Annotated in this window: 11 protein-coding genes; 3 read left to right on the forward strand and 8 right to left on the reverse strand. The window is 39.2% G+C overall.

From position 1 onward, the window contains the following. Positions 1-38: 38 nt before the first annotated feature. The 3 genes from NEE14_RS14905 to NEE14_RS14915 form a co-directional block, all read right to left on the reverse strand. Entirely contained in the window at positions 39-1994 is a 1956-nt protein-coding gene (locus tag NEE14_RS14905) for a family 20 glycosylhydrolase (protein ID WP_251967474.1), read from the reverse strand. Between the two features lie 106 nt (positions 1995-2100). Next, the gene (locus NEE14_RS14910; protein ID WP_251967473.1) at positions 2101-3801 is read right to left on the reverse strand and encodes a RagB/SusD family nutrient uptake outer membrane protein; all 1701 of its coding nucleotides are present in this window, start codon (positions 3799-3801) and stop codon (positions 2101-2103) included. Positions 3802-3813: 12 nt separating this feature from the next. After that, on the reverse strand, positions 3814-7146 hold the full coding sequence (locus NEE14_RS14915) for a TonB-dependent receptor (RefSeq protein WP_422394715.1): 3333 nt from the start codon (positions 7144-7146) through the stop codon (positions 3814-3816). Between the two features lie 1107 nt (positions 7147-8253). On the opposite strand from NEE14_RS14915, the gene NEE14_RS14920 reads away from it, so the two are divergent. Both NEE14_RS14920 and NEE14_RS14925 read left to right on the forward strand, forming a co-directional pair. After that, positions 8254-8448: a hypothetical protein gene (locus NEE14_RS14920; protein ID WP_251967472.1), complete on the forward strand. Its 195-nt coding sequence runs from the start codon at positions 8254-8256 to the stop codon at positions 8446-8448. A 428-nt stretch (positions 8449-8876) separates the two neighbouring features. After that, entirely contained in the window at positions 8877-11198 is a 2322-nt protein-coding gene (locus tag NEE14_RS14925; protein ID WP_251967471.1) for a family 20 glycosylhydrolase, read from the forward strand. A gap of 46 nt (positions 11199-11244) precedes the next feature. Here the strand turns inward: NEE14_RS14925 and NEE14_RS14930 are convergent, their stop codons facing one another. Together NEE14_RS14930 and NEE14_RS14935 are read right to left on the reverse strand one after the other, a co-directional pair. Further along, positions 11245-12243: a FecR family protein gene (locus tag NEE14_RS14930; protein ID WP_251967470.1), complete on the reverse strand. Its 999-nt coding sequence runs from the start codon at positions 12241-12243 to the stop codon at positions 11245-11247. Between the two features lie 93 nt (positions 12244-12336). Beyond that, entirely contained in the window at positions 12337-12948 is a 612-nt protein-coding gene (locus NEE14_RS14935) for an RNA polymerase sigma factor (RefSeq protein ID WP_251967469.1), read from the reverse strand. A gap of 74 nt (positions 12949-13022) precedes the next feature. Between NEE14_RS14935 and NEE14_RS14940 the strand changes: the two genes are divergently transcribed. Further along, positions 13023-13916 carry a helix-turn-helix domain-containing protein gene (locus tag NEE14_RS14940; RefSeq protein ID WP_251967468.1) on the forward strand — a complete coding sequence of 298 codons (894 nt, stop codon included), beginning with the start codon at positions 13023-13025 and terminating at the stop codon, positions 13914-13916. An 84-nt stretch (positions 13917-14000) separates the two neighbouring features. Here NEE14_RS14940 and NEE14_RS14945 read toward each other — a convergent pair whose 3' ends face one another. The 3 genes from NEE14_RS14945 to NEE14_RS14955 form a co-directional block, all read right to left on the reverse strand. Then, positions 14001-14582 carry a sugar O-acetyltransferase gene (locus NEE14_RS14945; protein WP_251967467.1) on the reverse strand — a complete coding sequence of 194 codons (582 nt, stop codon included), beginning with the start codon at positions 14580-14582 and terminating at the stop codon, positions 14001-14003. Positions 14583-14615: 33 nt separating this feature from the next. Further along, complete coding sequence (locus NEE14_RS14950; RefSeq protein ID WP_251967466.1) at positions 14616-15152, reverse strand: flavodoxin family protein; 537 nt, start codon at positions 15150-15152, stop codon at positions 14616-14618. 123 nt (positions 15153-15275) lie between these two features. Next, complete coding sequence (locus NEE14_RS14955; protein WP_251967465.1) at positions 15276-16571, reverse strand: cytidylate kinase family protein; 1296 nt, start codon at positions 16569-16571, stop codon at positions 15276-15278. Between the last annotated feature and the right edge of the window lie 105 nt (positions 16572-16676).

Here is a 16676-nt window from a genome sequence, read left to right on the forward strand (position 1 = left end):
AATGTACGCATAGTTATAATAATTTCAAATTAAGTTTGTTACACTAGTAAGTGAATCTCTCGAATGGTCAATCTGTTGAAATGCTTGCTTTTTACATCAATTTTTATAGCTTTTATACTTTTCTCCGCGAAAGAAACGGAAGCTTGACCATACTTATTGAACTCACCTACTTTTACAAAGTTAGTATTATCAGAACTAATTAGTAGATCTGCATGTGAAAGAAATTCTTTTGAATCATCACAAATAACTTCAATTCCTTTTATTGTCTGTGCTTCGTTTAATATGACTGTAAAATAATCACCTTGCCCTACAGCGTAAGAACTTGAGAAGAATGTATCTTCTTTACCGTCAAAAGCATATTCAGGGTTATAATATTTTATCGCAGTTATATTGGTTTCAATTCTTGCAGGCTGTATAAGTTCAGGCTGTTCTTTTACTGCATTAAACCAATTATCCTCAACTTTTTCTCCTATATAATAATTTATGTCCAAGAGATCAAATGTTGACTGGAAATGGGTTAATCTACTATAAAAATCAGTCCAATCCTTTTTTTTAGGTTTAATCCACAATACTTCCGCTAAAGCACAGAGACGGGGATAATACATTTTTTCAACATCGGTTTGTGTTGTAACAAATTCTGTCCATAAACAGGCTTGCCCTCCTTTTACTAAAGAATGTAATTCCTGGGGAATAGTTTCATCTATTGGTTCCCATTCATATACCTTCCTTGTTGGATTCCGCGCATAACCGAAATCAAAATAACAAGGATCTTTCGGACACATTATAACCGATATATTCCGATCTAATGCTTTCTTTTGCTGTTCTTTACCGTCATTTTGCCAAATTGTTAATATATCGTCGGTTGATGCAGCATTACGGGTGTTAATTTCATCCCAGCCTATCATAGTTTTTCCTTTAGAACGGACAATACGACTTACTTCTTTTGTGAAATAATCTTGAATTTCGTGAATGTCTTTCATTCCTTGCTGACGATAGAGAGCCATACATTTAGGGCATTTTTCCCAAATATTTGTTCCTACCTCATCTCCTCCTAAATGAATGTAAGGTGAAGGAAATATTTCAGTCAATGCATCAACAACATCTTCAACAAAAGCTAATGATTGGGGATTCCCTATACAAATCATATGTTCAGCAACTCGCTTACGTTTATTAGCCTCCCGTTCTTCAGGGTACGTTTCAAATGTACCTCCTTGACATGAAAGTTCAGGTAATCCAGCTAACAAGGAAATACTGTGTCCAGGCAAATCTATTTCTGGAATAATAGTGATCCCGCGCAAAGATGCATAATTTACTAAATCTTTTAAATCACTTTTACTATAATATTTACCAGACAATTCAGGATAATCATAATAATAACTTCCTTTTTTTGTCAATTGAGGGTATTTATCTATAGCAAATCGCCATCCTTGATTATCTGTTAAATGTAAATGCAATGTATTCAGTTTGAAGAATGCCATCTGGTCAATTGTCTTTTTTAATTCAGAAATTTCCCAAAAGTGTCGGCTACAATCCAGCATGATACCTCGATAACTGAAACGAGGATGATCCGTTATTGTTAATTCTGGAAGTACCCCTTTTGTACTATTCCATATTAACTGTTGTAGTGTTACCAGGGCATGATTTAATCCAGGGATATCGTTCGTTTCAATTAGTATAAAGTCTTTTTTTATATTAAGCTGATAGGCTTCTGCCGGTAATGATGGATTCTCAATTATTTTTATATTTGCATTTTGATTTGTTAATTGGATAAAAATAGAACTTTTTTTACTTAAATCCTTAATAAATAGCTTACCTACTTTTTCCCATTTAGCAGGAATTTGTATCGTTTTTAAAGCTCGTATTTGACAATAACCATTCCGTATACAAATGGAATCAACTTGAGGAATTAAGTTTAATCTTTCTCTAGGCTTTTGTTGACAAGCGATAAACAGACAAAGTCCACATATAGCATATAATAATTTACATTTTGTCATAAGCTGTATTTAATAAAGTAAGAGGCCTACTATACAATTTTTGTAAGGGGAATGAATTCTAAAATAGATAGTAAGCCTCTTTACTATAATGACTTATTAAGATAGATTAATAGCCCGGATTCTGTTTCATATTTGGATTAATTTGAATTTCAGTTGTAGGAATTGGCCATAAATATTGACGATCATCCCAGTTCTTTTGAGCGATCACAGCTATTTTCCCAGTAGCTTCGATCTTTGTAAAATCAGCTAATCCATTTTCATCAATGTCTGGAGCAAAAGGCCAAAACCAATCTCCTTCATTAACTACTTTTTCAATTAATAAGGAAGATGGATAAAGCATCATATATACTTTTTTAGACATAACTTTATCCATTAATTTCCAGCGAATTAGGTCCATATATCTAAGGCCTTCTTTAGGAAATTCCATACGTCGTTCCATACGTAATTGACTGCGTAAAGTCTTTTGGTCAGTAGCTGTAAAAGCTGGATATTGATCTGTAGCAGATTTATCTACACCATATGCGCGTGCACGAACTTCATTCATTGCATCTAAAACTGACTGATCAATTTGATTTAGTTCTATCATTGCTTCTGCATAAATTAGTAAAACATCTGCATATCTGATAATAATTCTGTTTGGTTCAGTTCGAAAAGCATTTTCCAAACAGCTTTCGTCTAATCCTTTTTTCCAAACTAACCCGTTGTAAGACGCATATTGTGCAACAGCTCGAGTATCATTGTTCGTGATCATTTTACCAGTCTTATAATTCATTACTTCTAATGCTTCTGGATGAGGATTGAATTCTATACCTAAGAAGTTTTCTCCGAAAGGAACAATTGTCATACTTAGGCGTGGATCACGATTCTTAAATGGATCGTGAGGATCAAATAAAGGAGATTCATCTATGGGCAAGCCATCAGTACAAACATATGAAGCAAATAAATCCCAAGTCGGATTGGGTGCTGCATATCCTCCATGATTTCTTGGTAATGGATATCGTGCATCAGTATAAATACCGAATTCTATAGACCTGGCCATAACAAAAATATTTTCTGGTGATGTTTTTGTCCCTTGTAAAAATAGTTCTTGATAGTTAGGGTGCAGGGAGTATACTCCTAACTCGATTACGGCTTTTGCAGCTTCGGCAGCGATAGCATAATCTCCCATATAGAGTGCATAACGAGCTTTTAAGGCTAAAGCAGCACCTTTTGTTGCTCTTTGTTCATCTGTATATGAAACAGGTAGAACTTCAATAGCTTTATCATATTCATCATAAACAAATTGCTTGATAGTAGCTAAATCAGTACGTCCCATCGTTAGGCCTTCTTCAATGTCTACATCATTTTCAACCAAGGGGACAGCTCCAAATTTTTGAGATAATTTAGCATAAGCTGAAGCTCTGTGGAAATGGGCTTCAGCTATGAATGCATTGATTGTGCTTTCTGAAGCTCCATTTTCTATAGCTCGTTGAGCTTTGTTTATAATGCTGTTCGCTCTAGATATGACTTTATATTGATTTGACCACAAATTTATGACTTGAGTATGTTGACCATTTAATGTAGCATTTTGGAATTCAGTTAATGACTCACGATAAATATTGTCATCAGACCAATCGGTATTTGTATCTTCATCTATAAGCCAAAAATCATTTCGGTATAACTCATTGACTGCCATTTCAACTTCAGTTTCGTCAGAGTACCAACTTTCTGTTGAACCGTAGGATAACGGATTCAGATTTAAATCATGGCAGGCACTCAATAATGTCATTCCTGTGAATAATGTAATTATAATTTTATTTCGTTTCATACTTTTGATCATTTAAAAATTAACAGAAACACCTAACAATACAGACATCGTAATTGGATAACCTGTTACACTAACTTCTGGATCCCATCCATAAGGATAATTGCTTATACAGAACAAATCATTACCTGATACATAAAATCGAACAGTTTCCATACTGATTTTTTTCGTTAAAGCAGATGGTAATGTGTAACCAACGGTCAAACTTTTCATTCGTAAATATCTACCATTGAATAACCAGAAGTCAGACATAGCCATATTGGCTTCAACATTGGTGCGAGTCAGGCGTGGATATTTTGCATTCAGATTCTCTTCTTCTGTATTATTTACGCTCCAGTAATTACCTTCAAGAATAGCCGGAAATCCAGTCCAGTTATCTTTTAACCCTTCAACCATTTCCCTGTTGATACGTGCATTTTGCTTACCTACACCTTGCAGCATCATGGAGATATCAAAGCCTTTATAAGAGGCCGATAGATTCATACCATACATATAACGAGGAAGAGATCCACCTAGTAAAACTCTGTCATATTCAGAGGATATTTTCCCATCAGGAACCCCATCGGGACCAGATATATCCACGTATTTGATATCACCTACTGTTACATTATTATTTAACTTAGGAGAATTATCAACTTCTTCTTGAGTTTGGAATAATCCATCGCTTACATATCCATACCATTCATTGAACTCACTACCTTCCATCTTTACTTGATCGCCTAGGAATTCTGTACCTCCTAAGTCTCCCATTTTAGAAACGAAGTCAGATAAATTTGCTGAAACTGAGTAGCTAAAATCTCCTATGTGATCTCTCCATCCAATTTCTAAATCATATCCTTTGGTTTGCATCTTACCTGTATTAACAAAAGGATTGTCGTATCCGATAAATTTAGGAATTTCAAGAGCAATTAACATATCACGTGTATTCTTCTTATAGTAATCAAATGCAAAATATAGACGACTATTTAAGAAGTTTGCATCCAGACCAATATCCCATGTTTCAGTTGTTTCCCAAGAAATATTTCTTACTGCATAATATTGTTGGGCAGCAGTTGATACAGATGTGACAACACCTCCTTTATATAATAAAGCCGAATTGAAATTTAAGGCAGACTGATATGGATAATAATTTTGTTTATCGTTATTATTTATATCTGTAATTCGTTCATTACCAAGTGTTCCCCAAGATCCTCTCAACTTCAAATAGGATAACCAGTTCCAGTTTAAATTTTTCATGAATTGTTCTTCACTTAGTATCCAACCAGCAGAAAAAGAAGGGAAGTTGGCCCATCTACTTTCTGGTGCAAAGCGAGAAGATCCATCACGACGGAAATTTGCTTGTAGCAAGTAACGATTGTCGTAATTGTAAGTTACGCGGCCAAATAAAGAACGATATGCATATTCTTCTGCATTACCACTATTGTCTCTATATGTTTCTGGACCAATATCTAGGTACGGATAACCAGTTAATTCATATTGGTCTCGTGAAGCATTCAAGTTTTCCCAAAATGCATAATAGTCTTCGTAACCAATCATGACAGAAAGATCATGTTTCCCAAAAGTTTTATTGTAGTTAGCAAAGAATTGGGTTGTTACATCATAGTAGTCGTTTCTGTATTCTGTTAATTTAGTCGTACTGAATGCTGCCATATATCCTTTAACTGTATTAGGATCATTGGCATATGTGTAAGGAACTTGTTTTACAAAACTTTTAATCTTATCAAAATTATATGTTGGTGCTATAACACCTGATATTTTCAAACCTTTTATTGGAGTGATATCAATAGCAGCTTTACCACCAATCCGATTATTCCATGTTGTTTTTGTTCCTCCGTCTGTAATCATGGCTAGTGGGTTTTCTCCGTCTTTTACATCTCCCCACATTCCATTTGTCCATCGGATAGCATAAATGGGCGGAGTGGCACGAAGTGCTAATTCCATAGGATTTCTATGAGGCTCTTCTGATTTTGCACGACTGAAGTTAACGTCTAAATGGGCTTCCATCCATTTGTTAATTTGTATGTCATTGTTTACTCTTAACATAAAGCGTTCATAGTTGCGGTTTATGTATAAACCGTCAGTTTGGTCATATCGAAATGAAGCTTTTGTTTTTACAACTTTGCTTCCCCCGGCTATATTGATAGAATGAGTTTGGCGAGGAGCTGAACTGTATAAAAATGCATCTTGCCAATCTTCCACTGGGTATGCATCAGGATCAGTTTCGTGATATTTTAACCAATTGTTAACTTGATCTTCTGAATAAGTCTGGTACCATCCTCCTGAGTTGTTATCATTATAACGTGTTTCATTTACCATTTCCAAGAAACGTTGTGCTCCTACATACTCTGGTAATTTTGTAGGCATTTCCCACCCATATTCAAAGTTGTAGTTAAGAGATAAATCGTTTGTTTTTGCACGTTTAGTTGTGATAACGATAACGCCAGCTGCAGCTCGTGAACCATAAATAGAGGCAGATGCTGCATCTTTCAATATAGACATGTTTTCTACGTCCTCAGGATTTACTTGATTGATATCACCAGGAACGCCGTCTACGATAACAAGTGGACTTGTTTCTCCGATTGTTGTTACACCACGAATTTTGATTGATGCTGTTGCTCCTGGAGCACTGTTGTCACGTGTTACTAATACACCCGAAGTTGCTCCTTGTAAGGCTGTGGATAATTGGGTTGTTCTTCTGGCTGCCAAATCGTCTCCTTTTACTGCTCCGACAGCACCAGTTAAATCTTTCTTTTTCATTGTACCATATCCAACAACTACTAATTCATCCAAAGCCTGAGAATCTTCTTTCAAGGTGATGGATAGATTGGACTGATTACCCACTTTAGTTTCATAATCGCCATAACCAATATAAGAGACCAAGAGCATCGCTCCCTCCGGTACTTCCAAAGAGAATTTACCGTCCATGTCGGTGATAGTTCCGTTGGTGGTACCTTTGACAACGACATTTGCTCCGATGACGGCTTCTCCGTTGGGATCAACTACTGTTCCGGTGATGATTCGTTTCTGTTGGTTTATTGATGTTGTTGTTCTTTCAGCGGCTTTGAAAAGATATATCTTGCCATCTTTGATTTCATAGCCGATGGCTGTGTTGCCGAACATGGCATTTAATACTTCGCTCACTTCGGTGTTGACGAAGTTGAGGGATACTTTGCGATTCAGATCGACAACTTGTGCGCTATAGGCCAGGCTGAGCCCTGTTTGGTCAGCAATGCTGTTTAATACAGTTTTGACTTTTGCGTTGTTGACCGTTACAGAAACCTGCTGGGCATCCGCATTGGCTGCGAAAGCTGAAATCGAAAGCATTAACGATAATGCTGTTAGTTTCATGGATCCAGGTATTTTATTCGTTAATAATAAATAACTTCCAGCGATGGAAGCCTTGTGTTTTTCTTCCATATCTTTGTACAGATTAATGATGTGTTGAAAACTTTGTTTTTTTATGTCTTTAATTGTAGCCGGAAAGGGTAGGAGCTTTTCGGCTATTTTTATGTTTTTAATTATCCACTCATATGGCTTGTATTATTTACAGGTTAAACAATTAAATATATATCTTTTTTTCTTAATAGACACGCGACGCAGGAAAAAGGATGAGTAAGAAACTGTTTTTTTTGAAAAAAGTTTTTGTTTATGATAAAACGTTTTTGTGAGGTCTGTTTTTACTACTTTGTAGTATAACCCTCCCTACAAAATGGCTTTACCACATTCGTCGAAAAGCTTTACCATATTTGTCAAAAAGCTTTAGCACATATATGGAAAAGCTTTTCGACGGATGTTAAACAATTACTTTCTAACGGGATTTGGATTATTGGGTAGTAGGAAATGTATGTAAATCCTTATGGAATGTATGGCGACAGAGTTATGTTTGATCGGCGGAAGACGCGTGAATTAAATAAAGGAAATAGGCTCTGAAACGACCACTTTGCAAAATTTATAGACAAAATTGAGGGCATCATTTGAAAGTTTCCGGAAAAATTTCTACATTTGTGTAAGTCTTTTCTATGTAGGAAGGATAACTGTTAAGCGTTAAGGCATTATCCAAGTTCAGGAAATCCCCAATTTCAAGACAACAACTGGATAATACAAATGACGCTCCACGGGCTATATTCGCATGTATGTTAATCATAGATAAAAATATAGGCGTGGGGCTTTGTGTATTATGTTGTTGAGTATGGGGATACTTCTGAGCGGTAATACCAAAGTTCCCACGCTTCACTCTATATATAAATGCAGCTCCGAGGGGACAGAGTTGGTTATACCGAACATCATGAAAGCAACGAGTTTTAAAGAGGAGTCTTGTGTCTCCGTCGTTTTCCAACTTCCGTTTTTGATTATTCGTGACGGGATTTTGTCTCCTCCCGGTTTCTCATCCGTCTCTTTCCGTGTTCCTTTATGTTTTTACAAATAACATGCCATATCTTTTAGCTGAAATTTGTTATGGCTACGGCAAGTGATTATTTGAAAGGTGCCGACGAAGATGAACATGCAAAATGCAGTCCGGATTTGTCAGAGAAAGAGACAGAAAGTGAAGTCGATCTGGTACATCATACTTTTGACCCCATATCCGATAAGATAGATGCAATAGAAAAGGATTTAGATCTTTTATTGGATATGTTAGAAAAAGAAATATGACAAAACGACGTTAATATTTAAGATATTGTGACGGTTTGTCTGATAGATGGCAGTAATAACGTCTTGAATGGATTTGAAACGTTTTTATTTATATACAGAATTATACACGAGAGTTTGGAATGAATAAAGTAAATACGGATTCTCGCCAGGAAAAAGAGATGAAATATTTCTTTTCTATAGGTGAGAAGGGGTTGTGTGTGTATTTGTAGTATATTTGTGTTGGGTGCACCAGAAGTGATTCTTGTGCACCCTTTTCATGAAATTTTCAGGTAAGATACGTTTTTATATGCCGAAATAAGCTACATTTGTACAAACAGGATGGAAAAAGAGCAAGTAGAATTTCTGAATTACTTGCCTTCCCGGTGATTAATAGCCTTCCGGAGATGCCTGCAATCAAATAAGATTCGAACACAACTAAAATTATACGTATGAAAAAAACGATGTGGACAAGATGGTTTGCTGCCATCTTATTTGTGGGTGGGCTGGCGGCCTGTTCGCCCAAAGATATCAATGTAGGGAGCTGGCAAGTAATCCCTTTGCCGCAGGAAATAATGGAAACTCCCGAGGCGGCTCCTTTTGTAATCAATTCATCTACCGTGATCAGTTATCCCGAAGGCAATGAAAAGCTGGAGCGGACAGCCTATTTTCTGGCTTCTTATATCCGGGAAGTGACGGGAACAAACGTGAAGGTGGCTGTAAATGGTGGAAAAAATACGATCGCATTGCAGGTTGATGCATCGGTTTCTCCTCAAAAAGACGGATACGAGCTGCAGGTCTCGGCAGATGGAATTACCGTGAAAGGGGCGACTGAAGCTGGAGTTTTCTATGGTATCCAGACAATTTACAAGGCGCTTCCGATAACAGACGGAAAGACGTTGGGAGCTGTTCCGGCAGGAACGGTTAAGGATTATCCGCGTTTCGGATACCGCGGGTTTATGGTAGATGTCGGACGTCACTTTTTCTCGGTAGATTATCTGAAGGAAATCATTGATATGCTGGCTATGCACAATATCAATTATTTCCATTGGCACCTGACGGAAGACCAGGGCTGGCGTATCGAGATCAAGAAATACCCGAAACTGACAGAGATTGGTTCGCATCGGAAGGAAACAATTACGGCTCCGGGATCCGACAAATACGACGGCGTTCCGGTGAGTGGATATTATACGCAGGAAGAAGCCAAGGAAATTGTACAATATGCTGCCGACCGTTTTATTACGGTGATACCGGAAATTGATATGCCGGGGCACATGCTGGCGGCTCTGGCTTCCTATCCGGAGTTGGGTTGTACGGGTGGTCCGTATGAAACGGCTACCAAGTTTGGTATCTTTAGTGAAGTCTTGTGTGGCGGTAATGAGGAGACATTGCAGTTTGCCAAAGACGTCATCAATGAAATTATGGATATCTTCCCATCCCCTTATATTCATATCGGAGGTGATGAATGCCCGAAGGTGGAATGGAAGAAATGTCCGAAATGCCAGGCAAAGATTAAGGAATTAGGATTGAAGGATACGCCGGAACATTCGAAAGAGAACCAGCTTCAGGCTTATTTCATGGGCGAAGTGGAAAAAGAAATTCTCAAACGGGGACGGAAGATGCTGGCATGGGATGAGATTCTGGATGGTGATCCGGCTAAAAGCACGACTGTGATGGCATGGACCGGCGTGAAGGCCAGCGTTCGCTCGGCACAATCTGGTTTTCAGACAATCGTTTGTCCGATCAGTCACTTGTATTTCAGTAATCCGGGATATAACCGGCTGACAGGAGTTACCAGCGTGGCACGGGTGTATAACTTTGAACCGGTCAATGAAGCCTTGACTCCCGAAGAAAAAGACCGTATCATCGGCGTACAAGGTTGTATCTGGACGGAATGGACGAAAGACAGTACGAAGATGGAATGGCAGATGATGCCTCGTATTGCTGCCTTGAGTGAGTTGCAATGGAGCCGTCCGGAAAAAGACTTGGACGGATTCTTGAAGCGGCTTCGTCACCAGTTGGATTTGTATACGTTGAATGGATATCATTATAAGGAAGATATTGAAGACGTAACGATGGATATCAATCCGGCATGCGATGACGGTAAAGCGGTCGTAACACTCTCGACATTCGATAACGCTCCGGTTTATTATACAACGGATGGAACAGAACCGACGGAAACATCTTCGCGTTATCAGGAACCGTTTACGATAGACGGTCAGACGCCAACCGTTAAAGCCAAGGCTATCCGTAACGGTCGGGAAAGTCAAGTGGTGGAAGAATCGTTGCAATATAACTTAGCCACCATGCGCCCGGTTCATTTGAACTCGAAGCCGGACGATGCTTATACTTATAAAGGAGCTTCGCTTTTGGTGGACGGATTGAAGGGCGACGGGAATTATCGTTCGGGCCGTTATATCGGTATCTATGGAAGCGATTTGGATGTGGTTGTTGATTTGGGAGAAGAAAAAGAAATCTCTTCGGTGTCAGTCAGCACCTGTCTGGTGCCGGGTGATTACATCTTCGGTCTGATAGGCCTTGAAGTTAATGTCTCCTCTGATGGAAAAACATATCGGAAAATAGCTTCGAAGTCTATTCCTGAATTGGAAAAAGGAAGTAAGAATAATGTAACGAATTTGGATGAACTCAGTTTCGATCAGACAAAAGCCCGTTTTGTACGTATCATCGGGAAATGCACGCCGGTATTGCCATCATGGCATCCGGGAGCAGGAAAGAAAGCCTTCCTGTTTGTCGATGAGGTAGGTGTTTATTGATACGTTTGTTCACGATAATAAAAAGTAGTTGGTTGCGTGCAGCCAGCTACTTTCTTATATTCACCCGAATCGTATCTCTGTCATAATGGAATTGAACGGGGGAAATCTTTTCCAATTCCCGCAAAGTAGTCAGGATATTTGTCTGACGGGTTTTGATCGTATAGGTGTAATTCAACGCTTTCTTGTCGTCTATGCTGAATGTCACATCATAAATTCGGGACAAAGTCTGGATGGCATCTTTCATCGGAGTCTGCTCAAAGATGATCCGATCGGTTGTCCAGGCAGAACTCTCAGCAATATCTTGAGGACGAACAATCTTACACAAGCGCGAAGTTCGATCGTAGATGGCTTTTTCTCCGGGACTCAATTCGAAGGGGCGGAAGTCGCCCGACGATAATTCTACCCGTCCGTGATTGAGCGCGACCGAAATATCCTGATCTTCCGTATAGGCTTTCACATTAAATTCAGTACCCAGCACCTTTACTTTCATCCGGTCGAGAACAACCGTAAAAGGACGATTCTTGTTGGATGCTACTTCAAACAAGCCTTCTCCGTCTAATTCTACTTCCCGGTTCTTATAGGTGAATTTCTTGGGGAAACGAATTCTACTGTTCGCATTCAGGTAAACACTGCTGCCGTCTTGGAAGATTACCCGCATCTTTTCACCTCTCGGTACGACAATCTCTTCCATTTCGTGCGAAGCCAATAAGTCAATCTGGTTATTGACATTGACGAACAAGCCTATAAATAAGGTAATAGGTATTAATATAGCCGCGGCGCGAAATATCCAGCGGCGTATGGTTTGCCGGCGCAGTTGCTGGTTAATGCGCTGATACATGACGGCCGAAGGAATTTCATGATTAACCCATTCCTGTTCTTCCCCTAACTGGATTTGCCGTTCGTCTTTATCCATCCGTTCAGAAAGCCATTTCATGCCTTCTTCAGTCTTGAACCAGCCAACGACCCATTTGGCTTCTTCCGCCGTAGCTTCATTATCGAGCACTTTCTCGATGGTTGATATATCCGGTGTTTTCATTGTACTCATCTTCTTTTATAATAGACACACAATTCATGATTTGGAATGAGGGTAAATCCGTTTGTTTAGAGTTTTTAAGTTTATCCATCTTTATATTATACTCTATGAACTCAAACATTTACAAACCAACAGAAGAATACCAAGCAAACGTCCCATTTTATCCCGTAGCAATTTGATTGCTTGCGAATAATGCGATTTAACGGTCGGCACAGAGATGTGCAGCTTGTCAGCCACTTCTTGATTTGACAGATTATCCCGAATCTTCAGGAGACATACTTTCCGTTTCTGCTCGGGCAATTCTGCCAGAATCTTATAGAAATGTTGGAACAGATCTTTTTCTTCCAGTGCACTTTGCAGTTTATCTTCGAATTCCGGTGTATTTTGGATGACTGCATAATTCTTTTCCATGTCAGAAAAATTATCTCTTATTTCGTTTAAGATAAGATTCTTGGCAGACGTGTACAGATAATTACGCAAGTTGATTGCTCCGGCAAATAAGGAACGCGCTTCCCACAATTTGAGGAAAACTTGCTGAACAATATCTTCCGCCCGGAAAGAATCCTTCAGATACTTATAAGCTAATATATAAAGCATTTTGTTGTATCTTATGTATATAGCTGTAAAAGCTTTTTCATCACCTTCTTTCAGGCGTGAAAGCAACGTCTCGTCAGGCAGATTAGACTGAAAAAGTGGTGATGCATCGTAGTTATTCATATCCACAAATGTAGGAAAAAAGTAAAACGGATTACATTTAAATGATTACTTTTGTAATAATTAAACTCTACTGTATGCAAGATATTATTAAACTCGACTCGATTGATCAGTATAATCAGTTATATGGACTGGAAACTCTACATCCGCAGATTGCTGTTGTCGATTTATCAAAAGCGACACGCGTCCCTACACATTTCACCATCAATTATGGTGTATATGCGCTGTTTCTGAAGCAGACGAAATGTGGAGATTTGCGTTATGGAAAACAGCCTTATGATTATCAGGAAGGGACAGTTACCAGTTTCGCTCCCGGACAGATCGTTGAAGTAGTCATGGCGGAGCCGACTCCGCCCAAGTCAGTAGGTTTGCTTTTTCATCCTGATTTTATCCGGGGAGGAAGTTTGGGCAAAGAGATCAAGCGTTATTCCTTCTTTTCGTATGCTTCGAACGAGGCGCTTCATCTGTCGGATGAGGAAAAAGGAATTTTCCAGGATTGTCTGGCTAAGATAAAATCGGAGTTAGGCCGTCCGATAGATAAGCATAGCAAGCATTTGATCTGTAAAAATATAGAACTGCTGTTAGATTACTGTATGCGTTTTTATGACCGCCAGTTTGATACCCGTTCTTTTGTTTACCGGGATATTTTAGGCAAATTTGAAGAACAGCTGGATGCTTATTATCAAGGAAATCAACCTCAAATATCCGGTTTGCCTACGGTTAAGTATTTTGCGGATAAATTCCATCTGTCGCCGAATTATTTTGGAGACCTGATTAAGAAGGAAACCGGACGGACTGCTCAGGAATACATTCAGAATAAAATATTGAGTGTTGCTAAAGAAGAAATAATGAGATTAGACCTGACGATCAGTGAAATTTCTTATCGGCTGGGCTTTCAGCAACCTCAGCATCTTACCCGGCTGTTCAAGAAGTCGGTTGGTTGTACGCCTAAGGAATTCAGATCATACTGATAACCATTTCAGACAGGCATTCGAGTTATTATTCTGAGTGCCTGCCTGAAAAGAATACAGATCAAATAGTAGGATAAACGCCTGTTATGCTTCTTTCGGAGTGATGTAGCGGATGAGACGTGCGGGAACACCGCCTACAATGGTATTGGCCGGAACATCTTTGGTGACAACAGAGCCAGCTGCAATAATAGCGTTGTCGCCGATGGTAACGCCTTGCAGGATGGTTGAACTCGAACCTACCCAGACTTTTTTCCCTAATACGATTGGAGCTGGCTGTAAGGAAGCTCGTTCAGATGGTTCTATGAAATGGTTGAGCGTGGCAAAGACAACATTATGGCCTATCAGACAGTCGTCGCCCAATGTAATACCGCCTTGGTCTTGGAAGTGACATCCACCATTGATGAATACATTTTTCCCTACTTGGATATTTTTCCCGAAATCAGTATAGAGCGGTGGAAAAATACGTAAGGTCGGATTGACGGGTTTTCCTGAAAGCTGTGAAAAGAGCTCCCGTATTTCATCCATGCTGTGGTATGCGTTATTCAATTCGGCTGTAATACGCCGGGCCTCATCGTTCATTTCATTGAGAAACTGAAAAACTCCAGGGGTATACATATCTAGCGGCTTGCGTTGTGCCACATGTTCTAGAAAAGCATCGAGTGTCATATTCGTTCTTTTTAGTAGAGTTTATTTATTCAGTTATACTTGTGCTCCCATATTATAAGCTTCTTTCATAGCTTCCTTGCCTTTGATTTCTCCTACATGCCAAACACCTCCGCAGAAAATCGTTCCTTTAATTGTCGGATTTTCCAGACAATCCAGAAAACCCTGAAAGTTGGCAACAATGCGGTCCATGATCTTTGGATCATCTTCTGCTGCCGTTGCTATGAAATAGAAATCTTTATCCTTCATTTCTGTATAAAGACCACAGCAACGATCGATCATGATTTTCATTTGTCCGCTCATGGCATAAAAGTAAACCGGAGTAGCCATCACGATTACATCAGCAGCCAACATCTTCTGAATGATTTCGGCTGCATCATCCTTTTGAGGACAAGGCTTGTGATACTGGCTGCAAACACTACATCCTTGGCAAGGATGGATAATCTTGTCGCGTAAGAAAATCTTTTCTACTTCGTTCCCACTAGCCAAAGCCCCTTGAAGGAATTCGTCACAAAGTGTATCTGAATTACCGCCTTTTCGAGGACTGGAAGATAAAATCAGAATCTTTTTCATCTTTATTTTGTATAAATTAATGCTGTTATTCTGGAAACAAAAATACGGAATTTATGATTCCCCTCTTGTTTCTGAATTACGGAACGAATAACCCAAATTACAGATAACAGAAAAAGAATGGAATTATAATTCCTTTAGTTTATTCTGGTAAATACCTTTGATCAGCTCACAGGCAACAGGAAGTGCAATATCGCCGGTGTTGATCATCAGGTTGTAATGATGCGGTTCACCCCATTTTTCTCCGGTATAATATTCATAGTGGGCAATTCGGTTCCGGTTGATCCGCTTGATTTCATTCTCTGTCTTTTCCAGTGGAATACCATATTCTTGTGCACAACGCTTACGGGCGCTCTCAAGGTCGGAATAGCAGAATACTTTAATTACATGTGGATTGTCTTTTAATACAAAATCGGCACAACGGCCAACGATCACGCAAGATTCTTTTTCTGCCAGTTCCTGAATGATCTTACTTTCGGCAACGAACAGGACATCGTCTGATGACAGGCTGCGTTCGAGCGACTGCTCACTGCTTTTGGCCAGAATACATTTTAACCAGAATGACGGAATTGACTGCTCGTTTCGGACAATATAGGATTCATTGATTCCGCTTTTCTGAGCTACCAGATGGATGAATTCCTTGTCGTACAATTTAATACCTAAATCTTTGGCGATCATTTCGCCTAAAATATGCCCACCGCTTCCGAATTCACGTGCAATTGTAATGATAACATGTTCCGTTTTCGAAGTTGGTATCGTTGTGGCTTGTGGTGCATTAATCCATTTGTCAAAATATTGGTAATAAGGACTGATGAAATGGACAATAGGGCCAACTACCAATGCTGCAATGACAGTTCCTTCGCGTACGCCGTAAATCCCGGACAAGAAAATAAGGGATAATAAACAGGCTATGCAGACCAGAGAAATATCAAACCCTAATTTGACGTAACCGAATTCTTTGTGGAACCGTTTGGAGATGACGCGTACGAAATATTCTCCAGCCATCATGGCTATATCTGCCTTCACTTCAAGAGCGATGCCCGCCGCCAAGATAAAACATCCGATGAGCAGGTAAATGATGTGACTGATGTACCATACAGGTTCAACCCAGAATAATATATACATTCCCAAGTCGATAAATGTACCGAAACAGAGTGATATCGGTATTTGGAGGAGAAACATGCGAAGGTCGTCCTTCAGTTCGCTTCGGGTCATTAACGGAAGTTCCAATACGACGAAAAGTAAATTAAGGGCAATTGTCCACTGACCGATTGTCAGGGGCGTAAACATACTTAATACGTACGTAACACTCGTAATGGGAGATGTGCCTAATAAGGCTTTCGTGATTAATGCGATACCGAAGGCATTAACGAACAATGCGATTGCAAATAAACAGTAACGTCTGAATGTATAGGTGTTCATATGCTTGTCTTTTAAATTTTGGGCACAAAGTTCTCTTTATTTCCTTAATCCGTACATATAAAAAAACAACCATCCTTGGTTAAATACGAAACAAACCTTACCTTT

Origin of the sequence: Parabacteroides sp. AD58, from assembly GCF_023744375.2 — a bacterium.
Lineage (GTDB): Bacteria > Bacteroidota > Bacteroidia > Bacteroidales > Tannerellaceae > Parabacteroides > Parabacteroides absconsus.